Raw genomic sequence first — 22,416 nt, 5'->3', positions numbered from 1 at the left:
TACGCCCATCCGTCCCCCGGTGGGAGACGCCACGCCCGGGTAAGCGGCGGATCCGCCTGCTCCGCCGCTGTGTCGCGGGTCAGCGGCCGAAGGTTGACAGTGGCGCGTACCGGTCCGAAGTGGTGCGGTTCAACCCACCCGGTTCACCCGCTCGCCGGGGTCGGCCGCGGCGTCGTACTGTGCCCGGGCCCGGCGCCCCAGGCGGGGTGCCGGGCCTGCGGTCAAGCCCTGTCGTCGGTCCTACAGCCGCTCGACGACGTAGTCGATCGACGCGGTCAGCGCCTCGACATCGGCCGGCTCGACGGCCGGGAAGAGCGCGACCCGCAGCTGGTTACGGCCCAGCTTGCGGTACGGCTCGGTGTCGACGATGCCGTTGGCGCGCAGCGCCTTGGCGATCGCCCCGGCGTCCACCCCGTCGGCGAAGTCGATGGTGGCGACCACGTTGGAGCGCAGCGCCGGGTCGGTGACGAACGGCGTGGCGAAGGAGGAGCGCTCCGCCCAGCCGTAGACGATCGAGGCGCTCTCGGCGGTGCGCTTGGCCGCCCAGGCCAGACCGCCCTGGGAGTTCATCCAGTCGGTCTGCTCCGCGGCAAGGAAGATGGTCGCCAGCGCCGGGGTGTTGTACGTCTGCTCCAGCCGCGAGTTGTCGATCGCGGTGACCAGGTCGAGGAACGCCGGGATGTACCGCCCCGAGGCCTTGACCTCGGCGGCCCGCTCCAGCGCAGCCGGCGACATCAGGGCCAGCCAGAGCCCGCCGTCGGAGCCGAAGCACTTCTGGGGGGCGAAGTAGTACACGTCGGTGTCGCCCACGTTGACCTCGAGCCCGCCGGCGCCCGAGGTGGCGTCGACAAGCAGCAGGGAGCCGGGGTCGGCACCGGCCACCCGGCCGATCGGCACCGCCACGCCGGTCGAGGTCTCGTTGTGCGGGGTGGCGTAGACGTCCACGCCGGCCTCGGCGGCGAGGGCCGGGGCGCTGCCCGCGTCGGACTTGCGGACCGTCGGCTCGCCGAGGAAGGGCGCGTCCTTGACGGCCTTGGCGAACTTGGCACCGAACTCACCGAAGCTGGCGAACTGGGCCCGGTCGCGGATCAGGCCGAACGCGGCGACCTCCCAGAAGGCGGTGGTGCCACCGTTGCCGATGATCACCTCGTAGCCCTCGGGGAGGGAGAAGAACTGAGCGATGCCGGAGCGCAGCCGGGCCACCTGGTCGCGGACGGTCTTCTGCCGGTGCGAGGTGCCCAGGTAGCTCGTGGCCACCTCGGCGAGCGCGGAGACCGCCGCCGGACGGACCTTGGACGGCCCGCAGCCGAAGCGGCCGTCGGCGGGCTTGATCTCGTCGGGAATCCGGATGGTCGGTGCGTCAGCCACGGTCTTGAAGATCCTTCCGAATGGGCGAGGCGGGCCCGGTCCACGCCGGTGCGGATCGAGGACGCCATGCGTACCTCGCACGGCTCGTCAGGGGATCCGGGCCCCGGTCCGGCGACACTGCCGATCCTTATCCTCGCACCAGCGCCACCCCGACCGGCCGCTGGTCCCACGACCGGGCCTGAGTCCTGCACCACATCGCCCGCCGCCGACCGGAACCACCGAACGAACCCCGAGCGCCCCGGGTACGCCGGGCGCGCCGCTGTTCGTGCTGACGCTGGTCGGGGCGCGCGGCGTCGCGGAGACCCCGGCTGGTCGGCCGAGATCTCCGCGCTCCGTCGACAAGGGGCCCGTCCGCCACCCGAGGCGACGCGACGGTGCCCCTCCTTACCTCTCAGACGTCGTGCGGGACGGCGTCCCAGCCGTCGACCTCGTGCGGCTTGCGGGTGCCCGGGCCCACGTAGCGGGCCGAGGGGCGGACCAGCCGCTGGAGCTTCTTCTGCTCCAGGATGTGCGCGCTCCAGCCGCCCATCCGGGCACAGGTGAACATGGAGGTGAACATGTGTGCCGGTACCTCGGCGAAGTCGAGCACCACGGCGGACCAGAACTCGACGTTGGTGGCGAGCACCCGGTCCGGCCGGCGGGCCTGCAACTCGGCGAGGGCGGCCTTCTCCAGGGCCTCGGCGACCTCGAAGCGCGGGGCACCCAACTCCCGGGCGGTGCGGCGGAGCACCCGGGCACGCGGATCCTCGGCCCGGTAGACCCGGTGGCCGAAGCCCATCAGCCGCTCACCCCGGTCGAGCACGCCCTTGACGTAGCCCTCCGCGTCACCGCTGCGCTCGACCGCCTCCAGCATGGTCAGCACCCGCGACGGCGCGCCGCCGTGCAGCGGGCCGGAGAGCGCGCCGATGCCCGAGGAGATGCAGGCGGCGGCGTCCGCCCCGGTGGAGGCGACGATCCGGGCGGTGAAGGTGGAGGCGTTCAGGCCGTGCTCGGCGGCCGAGATGAAGTACGCGTCGACGGCCTTGACGTGCCGGGGGTCGGGCTCGCCGCGCCACCGCTTCATGAAGCGCTCGACGACCGTCTCCGCCTTGTCGATCTCCTTCTGCGGTACCGCCGGCAGCCCGAGGCCGCGAGCGGACTGGGCGACGAAGGAGAGTGCGGTGACCGACACCCGGGCAAGGTCCTCGCGGGCCTGCTCGTCGGAGATGTCCAGCAACTGCTGCAAACCCCAGTACGGAGCGAGCATGGCGACGGCGGACTGCACGTCGACCCGGATGTCGCCGGAGTGCACCGGCACCGGGAACGGCTCGGCCGGCGGCAGGCCCGGGCCGAAACGGCCGTCGACCAGCAGCGCCCAGACGTTGCCGAAGGAGACCTGGCCGATCAGGTCCTCGATGTCGACCCCGCGATAGCGCAGCGCACCGCCCTCGCGGTCGGGCTCGGCGATCTCGGTTTCGAAGGCTACGACGCCCTCAAGTCCGGGTTTGAAATCGGCCATCTCACTGCTCCTGGTGTGTGGTCGGTGCGCCCGCCCGGGCTCGGTGTCCCGGCCCCGGCCGGGTGAGCGCCTTAGGCGACCCTCAGGGATGTGTTCGTGACATCTTGCCTGCTGGGGACCGGGTGCGCGAGACGCTGTCGATGTGCTGCTGGCGACATCCCGCTTGCCGGGCCCCTTCCGGCACGGATAAGACTGGGCCGGACGGGCTGGTCGGCGGGCGCGTACCGGCCCGACGGGGGAGGAGCGGGAACGTGATGGGGGACACACCGGTGCCGGCCGGGATGCGGCACGAGTACGCCGCCGATTCCGGCCTGATGGAGAGCGAGCTGGCCGCCGACTGGCACGCCCAGTTCGACAGGTGGTTCGCCGACGCGGTCGCCGCCGAACTGCCCGAGCCGAACGCCATGGTGCTCGGCACCGCCGACGCCGTCGGGCGGCCGAGCGCGCGGACGGTGCTGCTCAAGGGGTACGACCCGGAGGGTTTCGTACTGTTCACCAACTACGGCTCCCGCAAGGGTGCCGAGGTGGCCGCCAACCCGTACGCCAGCCTGCTCTTTCCCTGGTTCCCGATGCAGCGGCAGGTGATCGTCGCCGGCCGGGTGGCACGACTCGACCGGGCGGAGACGGAGGCGTACTTCGCCAGCCGGCCGCGTGGCTCGCAGCTCGGTGCCTGGGCCAGCGCCCAGTCGTCGGTGCTGCCGGACCGGTCCGCCCTCGACGACGCCTACCGGGCCGCGGCGGAGCGCTTCGCCGAGGTGGATCCGATCCCCGCCCCGCCGCACTGGGGTGGGCTGCGGGTGTACCCCGAGTCGGTCGAGTTCTGGCAGGGCCGGGCCAGCCGGCTGCACGACCGGCTGCGATTCCGACGTACCGGCACGGGTTGGGTCGTGGAGCGGCTGGCACCGTGACCGTCGGCAGCACCGACCGGCCGCGCGAGCAGCGCCGCTGGGCGATCGATCTGCGTCCGCTGCGGGTGCCGGCGTACCGGCGGCTCTGGGTCGGCAACGCCATCGCGATGTTCGGTTTCCAGTTCACCGCCGTCGCGGTGCCGGTGGAGATGTACGCGCTGACCGAGGACTCCCTCTGGGTCGGTCTGCTCGGCGTCGCCGCCTTCGTACCGCTGCTGGTCTTCGGGCTCTGGGGTGGGGCGGTCGCCGATGCCATCGACCGGCGGCGGGTGCTGCTGGGTGGCTCGGCCCTGCTCTGGGTCGCCGTGCTGGGACTGCTGGTCCAGGCGCTGCTGGGGGTCGGCAGCCCGGTCCTGCTGCTGACCCTGGTGGCGCTGAGTTCGGTGGCGTTCGCGATCGCCGGGCCGGCCCGGGGGGCGCTCGTGGCCCGGCTGGTCCCGACCGAGCTGGTGCCCGCGGCCACCACGTTGAACTTCACCACCGCCATGGCCACCGCGGTCCTCGGGCCGCTGGCCGCCGGCCTGATCCTGGCGATCTGGGATCTCGGGGTGGCGCTGCCGGTCGCGTACGCCGTGGACGCGACGTTGCTCGCCGCCCTGGTCTGGGCGGCACTGCGGCTACCGGCGATGCCGCCGGAACCCGATCCGGACGGCGGGACCCGGCAGGCGGGGCTGCGCAGCATCGTCGACGGGGTGCGGTACCTGGCCGGCAGCCCGGTGCTGCTGCTCTCCTTCGCCATCGACCTGATCGCGATGGTGTTCGCCTTCCCCCGGGCCCTCTTCCCCGAGGTGGCGACGGAACGGTTCGGTGGCGGCGCGGCGGTGGGCTGGCTCTACAGCTCCATCGCGATCGGCTCGCTGCTCGCCGGCCTGGTCTCGGGTTGGATCGGCCGGGTCCGCCGGCAGGGTCTGGTACTGGTGCTCGCCGTGGTTGCCTGGGGCGTCGCGGTGGCGTTGGCCGGACTGGCCGGCCAGCTCTGGCTGGTGGTCGTACTGCTGGTGCTGGCCGGCGCCGCCGACCTGGTCAGCTCGGTGGTACGGCAGTCCATGTTGTTGATCTACGCGCCGGACCGGATGCGCGGCCGGCTCCAGGGCGTCAACACCGTCGTGGTGGCCGGCGGTCCGCGCCTGGGCGACCTGCGGGCCGGTGCGATGGCGGCCGGGCTCGGCAGTGGGGTGGCCTGGGTCGGTGGCGGTGTCGCGGCGGCGGTGCTCGCGGTGCTGCTCGCCGTGGCCTTCCCGGCGTTGACCCGCTACCGGCCGCCGACCGGAGCGGGCGGACATGAGCACGACGAGGGCCGTCGACCGCGGCGAGCGAACAACGGCGTCGGCGGCTAGGGTCTGGCGACATGGACAGCCGCGATCCGCTTCCCCTGTCGGGAGCGCAGTGGAGCATCTCAGCCGCCGGCCATGAGGCGGTCATCGTCGAGGTGGGCGGCGGGCTCCGCGCCTACCGCCAGGACGGGGTCGAGCACGTCGACGGGTACGCCACCGACGAGGTGTGCCCGGGCTCGGCGGGGCAGGTGCTCGCACCCTGGCCGAACCGGATCCGCGACGGCGTCTACACCTTCGGCGGCCAGTCGAGGCAGCTGAACCTGACCGAGCCGGAGCGGCACAACGCCATCCACGGCCTGGTGAACTGGGCGTCGTGGCACCTGATCGAGCAGCGGCCGGACGAGGTCACGGTCGGCTTCGACCTGCTGCCGCAGCCCGGATATCCGTGGCCGCTGCGGCTGCGTACCAGGTGGAGCGTGGGAGCCGACGGGCTGCGCGCCGAGCACGACGTCACGAACGTCGGCACCGAGGCGGTGCCCTTCGGCTTCTCGGTGCACCCGTACCTGCGGCTGCCGGGGGTGTCCGTGGAGGACATCGCACTGCGGGTACCCGGCCGGACCCGGCTGATGCTGGACGGTCGACTGCTGCCGGTCGGTGCGGCCGTGGTGACCGGCACCGAATACGACTACACCGAGCCGCGTCGCATCGGAGACGCCGTCCTGGACCTCGCCTTCGGGCAGGTGAACCGGGACGCCGACGGTGGCTCCTCGGTGACGCTGACCGGGCCGGATCCCTCGGCCGGGCTACGGATCTGGGCCGACGACCAGTTCGGCTGGTGGCAGGTCTTCACCGGTGACACGCTGACCGGCGAGCGGTTCCGCCGGTCGGTGGCGGTGGAGCCGATGACCTGCCCGCCGGACGCGTTCCGCTCCGGCCGGGATCTCATCACCCTGGCGCCGGGCGACACCTGGCGCGGGAGTTGGGGCATCCGGCCCGGCGTCTGAGCGTCCGGTCGCGGACCGGGCGGGCAAGTGAGGAGTACGGCGTGGAGTTCGCGGAGGTGGTCCGGCGGCGTCGGATGGTGCGCAACTACGACCCGGACCGGCCGGTCCCGCCGGAGGTGCTGGAACGGCTGCTGGAGCACGCGGTGCGGGCCCCGTCGGCCGGATTCTCGCAGGGCTGGGGCTTCCTGGTGCTCGAGTCGCCGGCGGACCGGGAGCGTTTCTGGGCGGCCAGCACCCCGGAGGGCGGCGGGATGCAGCGTTGGCTGACCGGGATGCGGCGGGCACCGCTGATCGTGGTGCCGCACGCCAACCGCTCGGTCTACCTGGAGCGGTACGCGGAGCCGGACAAGGGCTGGGCGGACCGGTCGACGGATCGTTGGCCGGTGCCCTACTGGTATGTCGACACCGGCTTCGCCGCGCTGCTGATGATGCTCACCGCCGTGGACGAGGGGCTGGGTTCCTGTTTCTTCGGCATCCCGCCACAGCGGTTGGCGTCCTATCGGGAGGCGTTCGGTGTGCCGGAGGCGTACCACCCGATCGGTGCCCTCACTGTCGGTTATCGAGCCGCCGACCACCGGTCACCATCGCTGCGTCGCGGGCGCCGTCCGGTGGACGAGGTCGTCCGGCGCGGGCGGTGGAGCTGACCCGAACCGGTGGTTTCGTCCGGTTGAGAACCGGACGACCGGTGGCGAAACTGGCATCAGGGAGCAGAACGTGGGGTGCGGAGTCCGGCTACGCTGGCACGGTCATCGGCGCCGCAGGTCGCGGCGCCGTGCCGCGACCCGGCCCGGCGTCGTGGTACCGGCCGGCCAGGGGGAGGGGAGCGTGCCGTCGTGATCTTCAGAGCGGTCCGGGACGGGCGTCCCTATCCGGAACACAACCTGACCCTGAAGCAGTGGGCGGAGATCCCGCCGCGCCCGCTGCGCCTGGATCAACTCATCACCACCAAGCGCGAGCTGGCGCTGGACAAGCTCCTCGCCGAGGACTCCACCTTCTACGGTGACCTGTTCCCGCACGTCGTGCAGTGGAACGGTGGTCTCTACCTGGAAGACGGTCTGCACCGGGCGCTGCGTGCCGCGCTGCAACAGCGCAACCAGATCCACGCCCGGGTGTTGCTGCTCGCCGAGGCGGTTGAGTGACAGCGGTTGACCTGCTCGACCTGGATGCGTCGCTGACCGAGGAGGAGCGACAGATCCGCGCCGTCGTGCGCCAGGTGGTCGACGATCTGGTCCGCCCGCACGTCGCCGGCTGGTACGAGGCCGGTCACGTGCCGGCCCGCGAACTGGCCCGCGAGTTCGGCCGGCTCGGCCTGCTCGGCATGCACCTGACCGGGTACGGCTGCGCCGGCTCGACGGCCGTCGCGTACGGGCTGGCCTGCCTGGAACTGGAGGCCGGTGACTCCGGTGTCCGGTCGCTGGTCTCGGTGCAGGGTTCGCTGGCGATGTACGCGATCTGGCGCTACGGCAGCGAGGAGCAGAAGCAGCGCTGGCTGCCGGCGATGGCGGCCGGCGAGGCGATCGGCTCGTTCGGGCTGACCGAGCCGGACCACGGCTCCGACCCGGCGTCGATGGCCACCCGGGCGCGCCGCGACGGCGACGACTGGGTGCTCAACGGCAGCAAGATGTGGATCACCAATGCGCCGATCGCCGACGTGGCGGTGATCTGGGCGCGCACCGACTCCGGTGTGCGGGGCTTCGCCGTACCGATGGACACGCCGGGGGTGACGGCGCGGGAGATCACCCGGAAGATGTCGCTGCGTGCGTCGCTGACCGGGGAGATATCCCTCGACGACGTCCGGCTGCCGGCGGACGCGCAACTGCCCGACGCGACCGGGCTGAAGGCGCCGCTGAGCTGCCTGACCGAGGCCCGGCACGGCATCGTCTGGGGCGCCCTCGGCGCGGCCCGCGACTGCCTGGAGACCGCGCTGACGTACGCGACGACCCGCACCCAGTTCGGTCGGCCGCTGGCCGGCTTCCAACTCACCCAGGCCAAGCTCGCCGACATGGCGGTCGAGTGGAACAAGGGCTGTCTGCTGGCCCTTCAGCTGGGCCGGCTGGCCGACGCCGGAAAGCTGCGCCCGGAGCAGGTCAGCGTCGGCAAGCTGAACAACGTGCGGGAGGCGTTGGCCATTGCCCGGCAGTGCCGGACCATCCTCGGCGCCAACGGGGTCTCCGGGGACTATCCGGTGATGCGGCACGCCAACAACCTGGAGAGCGTGCTGACCTACGAGGGCACCTCGGAGATCCACCAGTTGGTCATCGGCCAGCGACTCACCGGCGTCTCGGCGTTCACCTGAACCTGGCCCGCTCCATCTGACGGGCTCAGCGAGCGGCTGTCGTACGTTGGGCTTACCGTCATCAACTAAAGACGGCGTCTGACGAGGACGGTGAGGGCGATGGCACGCGACGGCGACATCAACGAGCCCACCAGCAGTTTTGCCGACCACCGGTCGGGCGATGTGCTCACGGACGCCCCGGACACACCACCGCAGGCCCCGCAGTCAGGTGGCGGTGCGGTCCGTGCCCTGCTCTGGGTGCTCGGCGCCGCGGCGCTCGCGGTGGTGGTGCTGCTCGGCGTGCAGACCACCGGGATCCTGCCCGAGTTCCGCAACCCGTTCACCAAGGAGCAGACCGACCGCTCGCAGCCCGCGCTGCTCGAGTCGATGCAGGACCTCAGCCGCTACGTGGCTGCCGAGGGCAACTTCCAGGTCGTGGTCGACCTGCAGAACGACCGGCGCAACGTGCCGGACTGGCTGCTCAACCAGCGGACCTTGTTCGTCGGGTCGGGCAGTGTCGAGGCGTACGTCGACTTCGGCACCCTCACCGAGGGGGCGATCGTGCAGTCGGCCGACGGGAAGTCGGTTGAGATCAAGCTGCCGGCGCCGCAACTGGCCGAGACCAACCTCGACCTGGAGAAGAGCTACGTCTTCGCGGAGGAGCGCGGCCTGCTCAACCGCGTCGGTGACCTGATCGGCGGTGACCCGAACCGGCAGCAGGAGGTCTACCGGCTGGCTGAGGACCGGATCACCGCAGCGGCCCGGGACAGCGGCCTGAATGCCCGCGCCGAGGAGAACACCCGCAAGATGCTGGAAGGGTTGCTCCGCTCGCTCGGCTTCGAGCAGGTCCGCGTCACCTACATCGCCCCCTGACCCGCAACCCTCAGCCGCTCCGCACCGCCGCCTGGCCATGCAGGATCAGCAACTTCAGGGTTGCTGCCTCCATCGCAGGGGAGACAGCAACAACCCTGAAGTTGCAGCATCGCGGGTGGGTGGCGTCGTGGGGAATCGGGCAGGGCAGCGGGTCAGCGGCCGGCGACGAGGTAGCGGTCCTCGTTGGGCATGATGATCCAGAGCGCCAGGTAGACGATCACCTGGGTGCCTGGCAGCAGCAGTGACAGCAGGAACAGCAGCCGGATGAACCCGGCCGAGGTGCCGAACCGCTGCGCCAGCCCGGCGCAGACCCCGGCGAACATGCGCCCCTGCCGGGGCCGGACGAGTTTGCGACTCATGGGTGTCACTTCCCCTCTGCGGCGGTCCGCCGCTCCTGGAATCAACGCTAGGCACGGGTGGCCGTCCCGCCCTCGGTCCCAGGGATGAACGCCACCGCGCCGACCCGTAGGTGCATACCCGCCCAGCCACCCGACGACGCCTACCACCCGCCCGCACCTCGTCCCGCCTCCACACCCACCCTTGTCCCGACTCCCCGGCGAGCAGTCATGATCATGCTTGATCCCGGATCGAGTGGTGTCCGAGCCGCTGGGGCCCTCGATCCGGGATCGAGTGTGATCCGGTGGGGGCCACCGGTGGCGTACAGGTGTCAACCGGGTGGTAACCCGAACGCCAGGTCGGGGGGTGGCCGGGGGAGTAGGCTCGCCGGTCGGGCGCTCTCACCTGGGCGTCACCAGGGCCGGGCCACACCCGGGAACGGCCATGACCGGCCGACTCCGGCGGAGCCGGCCATGAAACGGCAGCTGTCCGGCGACCCCGGCGGTGGCGAGGAAGTGCAGTCATGATCAGCGTGTTCGACCTGTTCAGTGTGGGTGTCGGGCCATCCAGCTCGCACACGGTGGGGCCGATGCGGGCGGCGCGTACCTTCGTCGCCGGGCTCAAGGCCGACGGTCTGCTCACCGACACCGCCCGGGTGCGGGCCGAGCTGTTCGGTTCCCTCGGCGCAACCGGGCACGGGCACGGCAGCGACCGGGCGGTGCTGCTCGGCCTGGCCGGCGAGGCTCCCGAGACGGTCGACACGGACGGCGTCGAGGCGCGGGTGGGCCGGATCCGGGCGGAGCACCGGCTGTGCCTGCTCGGCACGCACGAGATCGACTTTGACCCGGAGCGGGACCTCACGCTGCACCGCCGCCGGTCGTTGCCGTACCACCCGAACGGGATGATCTTCTCGGCGTACGACGCGGGCGGGGCCGAGGTGCGGACGCGTACCTACTACTCGGTGGGTGGCGGGTTCGTGGTGGACGAGGCAGCGGCCGGAGCGGATCGGATCAAGCCGGACAGCACCCCGGTCCGGTACCCGTTCCTCACCGGCGCAGAGCTGCTCGCCGTGACCGCCGCGACCGGGCTCTCGATCAGCGAGGTCATGCTCGCCAACGAGGTGTCCTGGCGGGCCGAGGCGGACGTCCGAGCCGGGCTGCTCGACATCTGGCGGGTCATGCGGGAGTGCGTCGAGCGCGGCTGCACCCGCGACGGCACCCTGCCCGGTGGCCTGAAGGTGCGGCGTCGGGCCGCCGAACTGCGTCGCAGCCTGGAGGCCGACGCCGACGCCGACGCCCCGGCCGGGGCCGCGCCCACCGGTGCAGTGCTGGCCGGCCCAGGAGCGGGTGCCGGTGGGGATCCGCTGCACGTGATGGACTGGGTGACGCTGTTCGCGTTGGCCGTCAACGAGGAGAACGCGGCCGGCGGCCGGGTGGTGACCGCGCCGACCAACGGGGCGGCCGGGATCATCCCGGCGGTACTGCACTACTACACGCGGTTCGTGCCGGGCGCCTCGGACGAAGGGGTGGTGCGGTTCCTGCTGGCGGCCGGTGCCATCGGGGTGCTGTTCAAGGAGAACGCGTCGATCTCCGGCGCGGAGGTGGGTTGCCAGGGCGAGGTCGGCTCGGCCTGCTCGATGGCCGCCGCAGGACTGGCCGAGGCGCTGGGCGGCACGCCGGCGCAGGTGGAGAACGCCGCCGAGATCGGCATGGAGCACAACCTGGGTCTGACCTGCGACCCGGTCGGTGGCCTGGTGCAGATCCCGTGCATCGAACGCAACGCGGTGGCTAGCATCAAGGCGATCACCGCCGCCCGGCTCGCGCTGCGTGGCGACGGGGTGCACGCCGTCTCGCTCGACAAGGTCATCAAGACCATGCGGGAGACCGGCGCCGACATGAAGGTCAAGTACAAGGAGACGGCGCGCGGTGGCCTGGCCGTCAACGTGATCGAGTGCTGAGCGCTCGTGGGGCGGCGTTCACCGGCTGCTAACCTGTCGTCCGTTCAGCGCGACCGGCAGTAGGGCGGTGCAGGCGAGGCGGGCCCTGGCCGAGGCTCTTACCAGGCGGGAGACGGCGGTGACCTCTGGCGTCGGGGCGTTGTGGTCGCACCGCAGCTCGCTGCGCATCCTGGTCAGACGCGACCTGGCGGTGAAGTACCAACAGTCGGTGCTGGGTTACCTCTGGTCGTTGATCGAGCCGCTGGGCATGGGCGCGATCTACTGGTTCGTCTTCGGCGTGCTCTACTCCCGCGACACCAACCGGCATCTCGGCGAGGCCGCCGGGTCGTACCCGCTGTTCCTGATCACCGGGATTTTCGCCTGGATGTGGACCAGTTCGGCGCTGAGCGAGGCCACCCACGCGCTCACCGGCCAGGCCCGGTTGATCACCACGATGAACGTGGCCCGGCAGGTCTTCCCGATCGGCCGGGTCGCCGGTCGCTTCGCCGAGTACGCCGCCGGCCTGCCGATCCTCGCCGCCATCGCGGTCTGGTACGCGGCGCAGGGCCGGATCGAACCGGGTTGGTCACTGCTCGCCCTGCCGCTCGCGGTGCTGGTGCAGGCGATCCTGCTGATCGGGCTGGCGCTGCTGCTGTCGGCGTTCAACGTGCTGATGCGCGACGTGGAGCGGTTCATGCGCCTGGTCATCCGGGTGCTCTTCTACGCCACGCCGATCATCTACCCGCTGAGCCTGGTCCGCGACTCCGGCCTGCCGGGCTGGCTCCGGGTGACGTACGAACTCAACCCACTGGTCGGCATCTTCCAACTCCACCACGCGGTGTGGTACCCGGACGAGTTCCCGGGTGCCCGGCTGCTCGCCACCACCGTCGGCATCAGCGTGCTGCTGTTCGTGGCCGGCTGGTGGGTGTTCCGCCGGCTCGAACCCGCCGTGCTCAAGGAACTCTGATGGGTGAGTCGATCATCGAGGCGGAGGGCCTCGGCATCCGGTTCGTCCGCAACCGCCGTCGGCAGTTGCGGCTGCGGGAGATCTTCATCCACCGGGGTACGCGGGGTGCCTCCGACGGTCGGTTCTGGCCGCTGCGTGACGTCTCCTTCTCGATCGCGTCGGGGGAGACCGTCGGGGTGATCGGCCGAAACGGCACCGGCAAGAGCACCCTGCTTCGGCTGATCGCCGGGGTGCTGATCCCCGACGAGGGGCGGATCCGGGTCTCCGGCGACGTCGCGCCCCTGCTTGAGCTCTCCGCCGGCTTCTCCAACGACCTGACCGGGCGGGAGAACCTGTACCTGGTGGGCGGCCTGCACGGGCTCTCGTCGGGCTATCTGAAACGGCACTTCGACGACATCGTCTCGTTCGCCGGTGAGCAGGTGGAACGGGCCATCGACACCTCGGTTCGGCACTACTCGTCCGGCATGAAGGTGCGGCTCGGGTTCGCGATCATCTCGCACCTGCCGCACCCGATCCTGCTGATGGACGAGGTGACGGCGGTGGGCGACGCCGAGTTCCGGGAGAAGTGCTACACGACCATCGATCGGCTGCTCGGGGAGGGGCGCACTCTGGTGCTGGTGTCACACAACGAAAAGGATCTGACCCGGTTCTGCCGTCGGGGGCTCTACCTCGACGCGGGTCGGCTGAGCGTCGACGGCACGATCGCCGAGGCGCTGGCCGCGTACCACGAAGCGGTTCCCCAGTGACCCTCGCGATCGTGCTCGCCGCCGGGTCACCGGCCGCGAGCCTGCCGACGGGTACCGGTGAGAGCATGGGCGAACGGCTGGCCAGGCAGTGGCGCCAAGCCGGTGCGGCCGAGGTGCGGGTGGCCACCGACCTGGACGAGCTGGCCGAACTGGCCGGCTCGGCGAACGGCCCGGTGGTGATCAGCGGGGCCGACCTGGTCGCACACACGGCCATGCTGCGGCACCTGTTGACCAGCCCGGTCGGGCCGACCGTGGCGCTGGTGCTGACCGATCCGCCCAGCGACGGACGGACGGTACTGCGCGAGGAACGCGGCCAGGTGGTCGAAGCGGGCCGCCCTGAACAGTTGGCGGGCGGTGCGGCCACCGGCATCTTCGGCGGTGCGGTCCGGGTCGGCCGGGAGGACGTACCGGCGCTGGTGGCCGCCGCCCGTGCGGTCGCCGCCGGTCGGCTACCGGCCGGAGCCGTCGCGGTCGAGCTGTTCGAGTCGGCCGGGCCGGCCGCCCGCCCGGATGCGGCGGCCGGGCCCGCAGTGGATCAGCTCTTCACCGCCCTCACCGGGCAGGGCGCGTTGGTCTTCGCGCATCGGGTACGCCTGCTCGTCGCGCACCGGGTCGACGAGGTCGCGGGGCTGGAACGGGCGGAGGCGGCGGTGGCGGCGGTCGACGAGGACCGGGCCGAGCTGCGGCTGTCGGTGAAGGAGAAGGACGACTTCTTCACCACCTACTTCGTCAGCACCTGGTCGCCGTACGTCACCAAGGCCTGCACCCGGCTGGGGTTGAGCCCGACGGCGGTGACCATGGTGTCGGTGGCCTTCGCGGTCGCCGCGGCGGCGATGTTCGCCGCCGGTGGCCGGCCGCTGCTGGTCGTCGGGGCGGTGCTGCTCTACCTCGGGTTCGTGCTGGACTGCGTGGACGGCCAGTTGGCCCGCTACACCCGCAACTTCAGTGCCTGGGGCGGCTGGCTGGACACCATGGCCGACCGGGCGAAGGAGTACCTCGTCTACGCCGGGCTCGGCCTCGGCGCGACCCAGGCCGGGTTCCGGTACGGCTGGGCCCTCGCCATCGCCGCGATGACGATGCAGACCGTGCGGCACATGACCGACGCCTGGTACGGCGTGCTGCACGACGAGGCGGCGCGCCGGCCGAAGAGCGTCGGTGCCGGTGGCGGCGGCATCGGTGACCGGCTGAACGCCGCGTCGACCCGGGTGCAGGCCGACACCGGCTCGATCTCGTACTGGCTCAAGCGCACGGTGGTCTTCCCGATCGGGGAACGGTGGGCGCTGATCTCGCTTACCGTGGCGCTCTTCGACCAGCGGATCGCCCTGTTCGCGGTGCTGACCTGGGGTGTGCTGGCGTTCGCGTACACCGGTGGGCTGCGGACCTTGCGGGCCCGCTGGATGTGGGTGCCGGTGCTGGACACGCTTGACGCGACCCTGCACCGCGACGACGGCCCGCTGGCCGCCCGGCTACCGGTGCTGCGGCGGCCGGGGCCGCTGGCGCTCGCGGTGGTGGCGGCGTTGGGCGCGGCGGTCCTGCTCCTGCTCGGCCTGGTGCTCCGCCTGCCGGCGCCGTCCGTGGAACTGCTCGGGATCGGCGACGCGGCCCGCGAGATCGATTCGGCGGACTGGTGGCGGTGGACGGGCCTGCCGGCGGTGTCGTTGGTCGCGGTGCCGGTGGCGTTGCTGGTGCTGCTGGTCGGTGCGGCCGGGGCGCGGGCGGCACACAACGGGCCGCTGGACTGGCTGGTGCCGGCCGCGCTGCGGGCGGCCGAGTTCCTGTTCGCCATCGCGGTCGGGCTGATCGGCGGCGCGCCGCCGTGGCTCATCTTCGGGTACGTCTTCGTGCTCACCCTGCACCACTACGACCTGGTCGCCCGGCTGGAGAAGCGGCAGCCCGCACCACCGCTGCACGCCGCCACGCTCGGCTGGGAGGGACGCTCGGCGCTGCTGGCCCTGGCGACGATCGCCGGAATCGTGAGTATTGGTCTGGCTACACTCGGTATCTACCTGTTGGCGCTGTTCGTGGCGAGCGTGGTGCTGGCCTGGGTGGTCCGGCCGGTACGCGCCGCGCAGGTGCCGGCGGCTGCGGGAGGTCGCGCGACGCGCTGAGGAGGAGCCGGGACGATGACGCTTATCAGCTTCGTCGTCCCGGCCTTCCGGGTGCAGGGCTACCTGCGGGAATGCCTCGACTCGATCCTCGCCCAACCGGTTGTCGACATCGAGGTGATCGGGGTCGACGACTGCTCCCCCGATGGCAGCGGCGACATCCTCACCGAGTACGCCGAGCGTGACGACCGGGTGACCGCCGTACGCCTGGACCGCAACGTCGGGCTCGGCCCGGCGCGCAACGTCGGGCTGGACCGGGCCGTCGGCGAGTACGTCTGGTTCGTCGACGGCGACGACTGGCTGGCGGCGGACTGCCTGGTCGAGGTGGCCGCCCGACTGCGCGAGACCCGGCCGGACGTGCTGCTCGTCGACCACGTACGCGCGCACTGGGACGACACGGTGACCCGCAGCGCGATGGCCGAGGTCTTCCCCGTGCCGCCCGGGCCGGTCACGTTCCGGCTGGTCGAGCGGCCGGAGACGGTGAAGCTGCTGCACACCGCCTGGAATCGACTGGTCCGCCGGCAGTTCCTGGCCGACGTGGGGCTGCGCTTCGCACCCGGCTGGTACGAGGACGTCTCGTTCAGCTATCCGGCGCTGCTCTCCGCCGACCGGATCGGCGTGCTGGATCTGATCTGCGTGAACTACCGGCAGCGGCGGGCGGGGGCGATCACGAGGACCCGGGGCGAGCGCCACTTCGACGTGTTCGAGCAGTGGCACCGGGTCTTCCGGGAGCTGGACCGGCTCGGGGCCGAGGAACTGCGGCCGGCGATCTTCGAGCGGATGATGTGGCACTACCTGGTGGTGCTCGGCAACGGCGACCGGATCGGGCCCGAGCTGCGACCGACCTTCTTCGCCCGGGTCGCCATCGAGCACGCCCGGTTCCGGCCGCCCGACGGGCACCGGGTGCCGGGCGGGGTGGCGGGGCTCAAGCACCGGCTGGTGGCGGCCGGCCAGTGGCGTACGTTCAGCGCGTTGCGGACCGCGAGCCGAGCGGGGGAGACCGTTCGCCGGGTTGCCGGCGGGGCCCGCCGACGGGTGCTGCCACCGGCCCGGGCCGGCGTGCGGCGGGCCCGTGACGTGGTGCTGCGCCAGTACCAGCGGGCCGAACGGCGTCGACCGGTGGAGGAGAACCTGGCCGTCTACGCCGCGTACTGGTACCGCGGCTACACCTGTAATCCCGCCGCGATCTACGAGGCGGCCCGCCGGCTGGCACCGCAGGTCCGGGGCGTGTGGATCGTCCGGCGGGACCGGGTGCACACGCTGCCGGAGGGGGTCGAGTACGTGGTCGCGGGCACCGCCGCGTACCACCGGGCGTTGGCGCGAGCCCGATGGCTGATCAACAACGTCAACTTCCCGGACTCGGTACGCAAGCGGCCCGGCACGGTGCACGTGCAGACCCACCACGGCACCCCGGTCAAGGTGATGGGGCTGGACCAGCAGCGCTATCCGCTGGGCGCGGGCGGGATGGACTTCGCCGGGCTGCTGCGCCGAGTGGACCGGTGGGACTACAGCGTCACCTCGAACAGCTTCTCCACCCAGATGTGGGAACGCGCCTATCCGGCCGGGTACACCACCCTGGAGGTGGGGTACCCGCGCAACGACCGGCTGGTGACCGCGACCCCCGAGGAGGTGCTGCGGCTACGCGCGGAGTTCGACGCCGGCCTCGGTGAGCAGGTCGTGCTGTACGCGCCGACCCATCGGGAGCATCTGCCCCGGTACCGGCCGCCGTTCGACCCGGAGCGCTTCCTCGACGCGCTGGGCCCCGCCGGCCTGCTGCTGATGCGCAGCCACTATTTCCACGACCGGGATCGGCGGCTGCCACCTCCGGCCGCCCGTGGTCGGCTCCTGGACGTCAGCGCCCATCCGCGGGTCGAGGACCTGTACCTCGCCGCCGACGTGCTGGTCACCGACTACTCGTCGGCGATGTTCGACTACGCCGTCCTGGATCGGCCGATCGTCATCTATGCGCCGGACTGGGACGCCTACCGGCTGACCCGGGGCGTCTACCTGGACATCATCGCCGAGCCACCCGGCCCGGTGGCCCGGACCTTCACCGAACTGCTCGACGTGTTCCGCTCGGGTGCACTGCGGTCGCCCGACGCCGAGCGGGCCCGGGCACGCTTCCGGGAGCGGTTCTGCGCCCTTGAGGACGGGCGTGCCGCAGAGCGGGTGGTGCGCCAGGTGTTCCTCGGGGAGAACCCGGTCTGAGTTGGAAGTTCCGCACAATCGCCGCTAATCGATGGAACGTAATAGGTCTGTCACGATTCAAACATGGCACGTTTACCCGATGTGCCATCCGCATGATCCTGGCCACAGTCATTCGGGGTTCCGTGGACGAGGTGGGGAGGAGACGGTGACCACCGTCGCGCTCAAGGACGTCACAAAAGTCTTCCGCGACGGCACGGTCGCGGTCGACAGCATCAATCTGGACGTGAACGACGGTGAGTTCATGGTGCTGCTCGGGCCGTCCGGCTGTGGGAAGTCGACGGTGCTGCGGATGGTCGCGGGCCTGGAGGACCCGACCTCCGGTGCGGTGATGCTCAACGGGGAACTGGCCAACGACCTGCCGCCCCGGGAGCGGAAGATCGCGATGGTCTTCCAGGACTTCGCGCTCTACCCGCACATGAGCGTCAACGACAACATCGCCTTTCCGCTCAAGCTGGCCGGGGTCGAGCCGACCCCGCGTGGCGAGCGGGTCACCGATGTGGCAAGCGCCCTCGGCATCGGTGACGTGCTGGCCCGGCGCCCCAGCCAGCTCTCCGGTGGGCAGCGGCAGCGGGTCGCGATGGGCCGGGCGATCGTCCGCCGGCCGGGCCTCTTCCTGATGGACGAGCCACTGTCCAACCTGGACAGCGGTCTCCGTGCGGAGCTGCGGGCGGAGATCTCCGGCCTGACCCGCGAGCTGGGGGTCACCACCATCTACGTGACGCACGACCAGGCCGAGGCGCTGACCATGGCCGACCGGGTCGCCATCATGCGCAAGGGCGTCCTCCAGGACGTCGGCACCCCGACCCAGGTGTACGGGCGGCCGGCGACCCTCTACGTGGCCGCGTTCCTGGGCAGCCCCCGGATGAACCTGCTGGAAGCGTCGGTCTACGTCCATCTCGATCGTTACGTCACGCTCACCCTCGGGGAGCAGGCGCTCTACCTGCCCTGGGACGACATCCGCAGCCGGGCCGTGGCGCACTACCACGGCGAGCGGATCGTGGTCGGGATGCGGGCCGAGGCGCTCACCCCGGTCGCCCCGGACACCCCCGGTGACGTGCTCCAGGGCCGCATTCGCTACCTGGAACACCACGGCCACGAGTCGCTCGCCTTCCTCGACATCGGTGCGACCGCCATCATGGTGGACGACATCGGCGCTCCGGCGGACGCGGACACTCCGCCCGGTCAGCGCGGTCTGCGCCGGTTCGGTCAGGTGATGCAGCGGATCACTGGCCGGACCAACGAGTCGACGACCCCGACGGCCAACGGCAACCGGACCAGCGTGCTGCACGACCCGGGCCGTCACCACCGCCGCCCGGCCGAACTCGCGGTCCGGCTCGCGCCGTACCCCGCCGTCACCGCCGGCCACCCGCTCGCGGTCCAGGTACGCATGGACGCCCTGCACTTCTTCGATGAGCGCGGCGACCGCATCGACGTCGGCTGGCGCTGACCTGCCCCCGCCCGATCATCGAGGCGGAGGCGAAAGAGGGCGGCGGTAGGGGGACCAGGCGACGAAGCGGGTGAAGAGGTCGCGTGGGGTGGGACCGTCGTCGGGGTTGAGCCGGTAGAGGTCGCGGGTGGCCTCGTAAAACAGGCCGGAGAGGTAGATCGACAGGCCGATCTCGTTGCGGCCGTACTCGACCTTGAGCAGCAGGCGGGCCATCGAGCAGGGCCACGGATGCCCGCAGGCCCGGCAGCACCACCGTGGGCGCAGCGGGGTGTGCGGTGTCTCGTGCGCCGGGTATGCCCGAGGGCGGTCCGGGCTTGGTCCGCCGCCTGGCTGCGGTAGCTGATGGCCGATCACCGGCCGGCTCGGCACAGGGCTGCTCATGTCCATTCGCTCCGATCCACTGTCTCCACTCGCCGCCATGGGGTCCGGGGTCCGTCTCGGCGGGGGAGGCCGGACGGACCCCGGGTACGAAGACCCCGCGATCTGCCGCAACCCGGGGTATCCGTTACGTGACAGTCTGGTGAGGGCGGCACTAGCTTCGGAAGGCGATCGCGCCCTACCAGCCCGGCCGTACGACACGGTCGGCACCGATGTGCAGAGGTGTGCAGATGGATCGGATGCCCATGCTGGAACTGTTCGCCGGTGAGCTGCGCCGGCTCCGGACGAGGGCCGGGCTCTCCCAGGAGGCGCTCGGCGAGCAGATCAACTATTCGGCGTCGCTTGTGGCCTCGGTCGAGCAGTGTCGCCGTGCACCCCGGGAGGAGTTCACCCAGCGCTGCGACGAGGCGTTGGGCGGCGAGGGGCTGCTGCTGCGGATCCGGGAGGCGATCCTCAAGGAGAGCCTGATGCCGTGGTTCCGGGAGTGGGTGACGATCGAGCAGGAGGCCACCGCGCTGTGCAGCTTCCAGCCGCTGGTGGTGCCCGGCCTGCTCCAGACCGAGGAGTACGCCCGCGCGCTCTACGAGGGCGCGAGTCACCTCGTCGGCGACCAGGTGGAGCAGCCGCTGGCCGCCCGCCTCGACCGGCAGAAGGTGCTCGACCGGCCGAACCCGCCGCTGCTGGTGGCGGTGCTCGACTACACGGTGCTGGAGCGCCCGGTCGGCGGCCCGAAGGTGATGCGGGAGCAGTTGCGGCACCTGGTGACCGTGGGCAACCGGACGCGGGTGCACCTGCACGTGGTGCCCAGGGGCGTCGGTGCCTATCCCGGGCTCAACGGCGCCTTCGTGATCGCCACGCCCTCCGAGGGCGACGACCTCGCCTACCTGGACAACCAGTTGAAGGGCACCATCGCAGAGCGCACTGTGGACGTAAACTCCCTGCGGCAGCACTGGGAGTCCGTCCGGGCCGAGGCGCTGCCGCACGGGGCCACCCTCAAGATGATCTCGGAGGCGGCGGAATCATGGACCTGACCGGCGCGATCTGGCGCAAGAGCAGCCGCAGCAGTGGCAACCAGGGCGACTGCGTCGAGGTCGCCGACAACCTGCCCGGCGTGGTGGGCGTGCGCGACAGCAAGGACCGGCACGGCCCGGCGCTCACCTTCACCCCCGACACCTGGCGCGCCTTTCTCACGTATGCCACCCGGCGCTGACCCGATCCGTGGCAGTGCAGGTGGCCGACACGCCGATCCCGGAACACCTGCACTGCCACGGATCGCGCCTTGCCTGACAAGTTACCGGCGGGTAGCGTCTGGGGTATGACCATCGACTCGCGGCAGGTGGCGGCCGGCATGCTTGAGGCGGTGCCCTTCGCTCGTACGCTCGGCTTCGAATTCGTCGAGGTGGCCCCGGAGGCGGAAGGTTCGGTCCGGGCGGTGGTCCGGCTGCCCGACTCGCCGGCCACCCACAATCACGTCGGTGGTCCGCACGCCGGGGCCATGTTCACCCTCGGGGAGACGGCCTCGGGCGCGGTGGTGCTCGCCGCGTTCGGCCATCTGCTCGACCGGGCCACGCCGCTGGCCGTGCGGGCGGAGATCGCGTACCGCAAGCTCGCCATGGGCCCGGTGCGGGCCACGGCTCGGCTCGGTCGGCCGCCGGCCGAGGTGATCGCGGAACTGGAGGCCGGCGAGCGACCCGAATTTCCGGTACGTGTGGAAGTCGCCACCGAGGCGGGCAAGCCCACCGCGGAGATGACCGTCATCTGGACCCTGCGCCCGAACTGACCGCAGCCCACCGCAGCCGGCTCGGGCCGGACACCCGGCCTCGTCGGCCCGCCTCGACATGCGGCATCTTGGCCTCTTCCGTCCTGGTGAAGCGCCCGGGATGCGGCAGGTGGGGCCTTACTGACCCGAGGATCGCCCGACATGCGGCATCCTGCGCCCGTCCTGGGCGGGGATCGCGTGTGATGCGGCATCCTGCGGCCGTCCTGCGCGGGGGATCGCGTGTGATGCGGCACGGCTGCGCCTGTCCCGCGCCGGGCGATGATCGACTTCAGGGCGTCGTCGGGACCGTTGAGGATCGTCGATGTTGCCGGGGTGGGCCCAAGCGTGCTGGAATGGCTCATATCGCCGCAGCGCGGGGGCAAACGCGCTGAGCACGGCCAGCACGGGAGCAACGCAGTGCCGGTAGCGCATCGCTCGGGCGGGATGCCTGCGCGCCGCTCAGCTGGGTCCACTTCACCGCGCGGTCACACCTACCCGGGCACGGGTGTTCCGCCGTTCGTATCACCGGCACGTGTCTTCGCGCCGACCGAGACGGTCGACCGTCGACACGCCGGAGGCGTCCCAGCGGTCCGCAACGCACAGAACCGGCGACGAGGTGAGAAGCGATCATGATTTCCCGGGAGAGTTTCGCAGGGTGGCTCCGGCACCGCTACGTGTGGGCGGCGGCGATCCTGCTGGTGGTGTCGGCGGGCGCTGTCGTACTGGTCAAGTCGGCCAGTTCGGAGACCGGGCCGCCGGATCTGCACGGGCAGATCATGAACCGGATGCGTACCACGCTGGAGCAGGCCGACCCGGAACAGCACAACCACGCCGGGCACGACCTCCAGCAGGTGGCCAACGGCGAGGAGGCCAAGCCCGCGGTGATCTGCGGAGTCCACGTCTACGGTTACGAGCCGGCCGAGGTCACCGTGCTCGCCGACGTGAAGACGGTCTACGGATTCCACCTCTGCGGGGTTGCCGAGCAGGGACGTACCTGGGACTGGGCGGTCAAACTGGCCGGCCCCGTGATCATGGACATGTCCACCGAGCCGGTGGGAATCCAGGTGGTCGAGGCGACCGAGGACACCAGGTTCATCGACCGGCTGCGGCAGATGTTCCCGGCCAAGTACGCGGAACTGGCAGAGAAGGAGGCGCTGGAAGCGTCCGAAATGGCCGATCTGCGCCGCCGGTACGACTCCGCAGCCGGACTCTGATCACGCCGGGTGGGCTGGGTCCGGCCGACTGACCGCACCCGTACGACGTCGCGTCGCCGCGCGAACCGCCGCGCCGGTATCCGTGGAAGTGCGTTTGCCGGTACGCGTCGGCGGATAGAT

The 22,416-nt window shown here is 71.4% G+C and carries 21 protein-coding genes; 17 read left to right on the top strand and 4 right to left on the bottom strand.

Features of this window, described 5'->3' with window-relative positions; translation table 11 throughout:
* Window positions 1-240 precede the first annotated feature (240 nt).
* Both serC and AB0J93_RS19045 read right to left on the bottom strand, forming a co-directional pair.
* The gene (gene serC, locus AB0J93_RS19050) at window positions 241-1,368 is read right to left on the bottom strand and encodes a phosphoserine transaminase (RefSeq protein WP_363923547.1); all 1,128 of its coding nucleotides are present in this window, start codon (window positions 1,366-1,368) and stop codon (window positions 241-243) included.
* Between the two features lie 391 nt (window positions 1,369-1,759).
* Window positions 1,760-2,866 carry a citrate synthase 2 gene (locus AB0J93_RS19045; RefSeq protein WP_093404137.1) on the bottom strand — a complete coding sequence of 369 codons (1,107 nt, stop codon included), beginning with the start codon at window positions 2,864-2,866 and terminating at the stop codon, window positions 1,760-1,762.
* A gap of 254 nt (window positions 2,867-3,120) precedes the next feature.
* On the opposite strand from AB0J93_RS19045, the gene pdxH reads away from it, so the two are divergent.
* The 7 genes from pdxH (at window position 3,121) to AB0J93_RS19010 (ending at window position 9,200) form a co-directional block, all read left to right on the top strand.
* On the top strand, window positions 3,121-3,774 hold the full coding sequence (pdxH, locus tag AB0J93_RS19040) for a pyridoxamine 5'-phosphate oxidase (RefSeq protein WP_363923544.1): 654 nt from the start codon (window positions 3,121-3,123) through the stop codon (window positions 3,772-3,774).
* Entirely contained in the window at window positions 3,771-5,111 is a 1,341-nt protein-coding gene (locus AB0J93_RS19035; RefSeq protein ID WP_363923542.1) for an MFS transporter, read from the top strand. Before pdxH ends, AB0J93_RS19035 begins: the two co-directional genes overlap by 4 nt.
* Window positions 5,112-5,122: 11 nt before the next feature.
* The gene (locus tag AB0J93_RS19030; protein WP_363923540.1) at window positions 5,123-6,052 is read left to right on the top strand and encodes an aldose 1-epimerase family protein; all 930 of its coding nucleotides are present in this window, start codon (window positions 5,123-5,125) and stop codon (window positions 6,050-6,052) included.
* A gap of 41 nt (window positions 6,053-6,093) precedes the next feature.
* Window positions 6,094-6,696 (top strand): nitroreductase family protein, encoded by a 603-nt coding sequence (locus AB0J93_RS19025; RefSeq protein ID WP_363923538.1) that lies wholly within the window; start codon window positions 6,094-6,096, stop codon window positions 6,694-6,696.
* A gap of 189 nt (window positions 6,697-6,885) precedes the next feature.
* Window positions 6,886-7,191 carry a type II toxin-antitoxin system VapB family antitoxin gene (locus tag AB0J93_RS19020; protein WP_363923536.1) on the top strand — a complete coding sequence of 102 codons (306 nt, stop codon included), beginning with the start codon at window positions 6,886-6,888 and terminating at the stop codon, window positions 7,189-7,191.
* Complete coding sequence (locus AB0J93_RS19015; protein ID WP_363923534.1) at window positions 7,188-8,348, top strand: acyl-CoA dehydrogenase family protein; 1,161 nt, start codon at window positions 7,188-7,190, stop codon at window positions 8,346-8,348. The genes AB0J93_RS19020 and AB0J93_RS19015 overlap by 4 nt, the downstream gene beginning before the upstream one ends.
* A gap of 99 nt (window positions 8,349-8,447) precedes the next feature.
* Complete coding sequence (locus tag AB0J93_RS19010; RefSeq protein ID WP_363923532.1) at window positions 8,448-9,200, top strand: DUF4230 domain-containing protein; 753 nt, start codon at window positions 8,448-8,450, stop codon at window positions 9,198-9,200.
* Between the two features lie 152 nt (window positions 9,201-9,352).
* Here the strand turns inward: AB0J93_RS19010 and AB0J93_RS19005 are convergent, their stop codons facing one another.
* The gene (locus AB0J93_RS19005) at window positions 9,353-9,559 is read right to left on the bottom strand and encodes a PspC domain-containing protein (RefSeq protein WP_363923530.1); all 207 of its coding nucleotides are present in this window, start codon (window positions 9,557-9,559) and stop codon (window positions 9,353-9,355) included.
* A 500-nt stretch (window positions 9,560-10,059) separates the two neighbouring features.
* Here AB0J93_RS19005 and AB0J93_RS19000 point away from each other — a divergent pair, with 500 nt between their 5' ends.
* The 6 genes from AB0J93_RS19000 (at window position 10,060) to AB0J93_RS18975 (ending at window position 18,945) form a co-directional block, all read left to right on the top strand.
* Window positions 10,060-11,493, top strand: a complete 1,434-nt coding sequence (locus tag AB0J93_RS19000) for an L-serine ammonia-lyase (RefSeq protein WP_363923528.1) — start codon at window positions 10,060-10,062, stop codon at window positions 11,491-11,493.
* 118 nt (window positions 11,494-11,611) lie between these two features.
* Entirely contained in the window at window positions 11,612-12,439 is an 828-nt protein-coding gene (locus AB0J93_RS18995; RefSeq protein WP_363923526.1) for an ABC transporter permease, read from the top strand.
* Window positions 12,439-13,185: an ABC transporter ATP-binding protein gene (locus tag AB0J93_RS18990; protein ID WP_363923524.1), complete on the top strand. Its 747-nt coding sequence runs from the start codon at window positions 12,439-12,441 to the stop codon at window positions 13,183-13,185. Before AB0J93_RS18995 ends, AB0J93_RS18990 begins: the two co-directional genes overlap by 1 nt.
* A gap of 65 nt (window positions 13,186-13,250) precedes the next feature.
* On the top strand, window positions 13,251-15,293 hold the full coding sequence (locus AB0J93_RS18985; protein ID WP_363923770.1) for a DUF5941 domain-containing protein: 2,043 nt from the start codon (window positions 13,251-13,253) through the stop codon (window positions 15,291-15,293).
* A 15-nt stretch (window positions 15,294-15,308) separates the two neighbouring features.
* Entirely contained in the window at window positions 15,309-17,498 is a 2,190-nt protein-coding gene (locus AB0J93_RS18980) for a bifunctional glycosyltransferase family 2 protein/CDP-glycerol:glycerophosphate glycerophosphotransferase (protein ID WP_363923522.1), read from the top strand.
* Between the two features lie 145 nt (window positions 17,499-17,643).
* Window positions 17,644-18,945, top strand: a complete 1,302-nt coding sequence (locus AB0J93_RS18975) for an ABC transporter ATP-binding protein (RefSeq protein WP_363923520.1) — start codon at window positions 17,644-17,646, stop codon at window positions 18,943-18,945.
* A gap of 15 nt (window positions 18,946-18,960) precedes the next feature.
* Here AB0J93_RS18975 and AB0J93_RS18970 read toward each other — a convergent pair whose 3' ends face one another.
* Window positions 18,961-19,299 (bottom strand): hypothetical protein, encoded by a 339-nt coding sequence (locus AB0J93_RS18970; protein WP_363923769.1) that lies wholly within the window; start codon window positions 19,297-19,299, stop codon window positions 18,961-18,963.
* A 254-nt stretch (window positions 19,300-19,553) separates the two neighbouring features.
* Here AB0J93_RS18970 and AB0J93_RS18965 point away from each other — a divergent pair, with 254 nt between their 5' ends.
* The 4 genes from AB0J93_RS18965 to AB0J93_RS18950 all read left to right on the top strand — a co-directional run bounded on the left by AB0J93_RS18965 (window position 19,554) and on the right by AB0J93_RS18950 (window position 22,296).
* Window positions 19,554-20,354, top strand: coding sequence for a helix-turn-helix transcriptional regulator (locus tag AB0J93_RS18965; RefSeq protein WP_357581254.1), 801 nt, complete (start codon window positions 19,554-19,556; stop codon window positions 20,352-20,354).
* Window positions 20,345-20,533, top strand: a complete 189-nt coding sequence (locus AB0J93_RS18960) for a DUF397 domain-containing protein (RefSeq protein WP_363923518.1) — start codon at window positions 20,345-20,347, stop codon at window positions 20,531-20,533. Before AB0J93_RS18965 ends, AB0J93_RS18960 begins: the two co-directional genes overlap by 10 nt.
* Before the next feature lie 105 nt (window positions 20,534-20,638).
* Window positions 20,639-21,103 (top strand): DUF4442 domain-containing protein, encoded by a 465-nt coding sequence (locus tag AB0J93_RS18955; RefSeq protein WP_363923516.1) that lies wholly within the window; start codon window positions 20,639-20,641, stop codon window positions 21,101-21,103.
* A gap of 608 nt (window positions 21,104-21,711) precedes the next feature.
* On the top strand, window positions 21,712-22,296 hold the full coding sequence (locus AB0J93_RS18950) for a hypothetical protein (protein WP_363923514.1): 585 nt from the start codon (window positions 21,712-21,714) through the stop codon (window positions 22,294-22,296).
* Window positions 22,297-22,416: the final 120 nt, after the last annotated feature.

This window comes from Micromonospora sp. NPDC049374 (assembly GCF_040677165.1).
Taxonomy (GTDB): Bacteria; Actinomycetota; Actinomycetes; order Mycobacteriales; family Micromonosporaceae; genus Micromonospora.
Note: the sequence above shows the minus strand (reverse complement) of the source record. Positions and strands in the feature narration are given on the sequence as shown.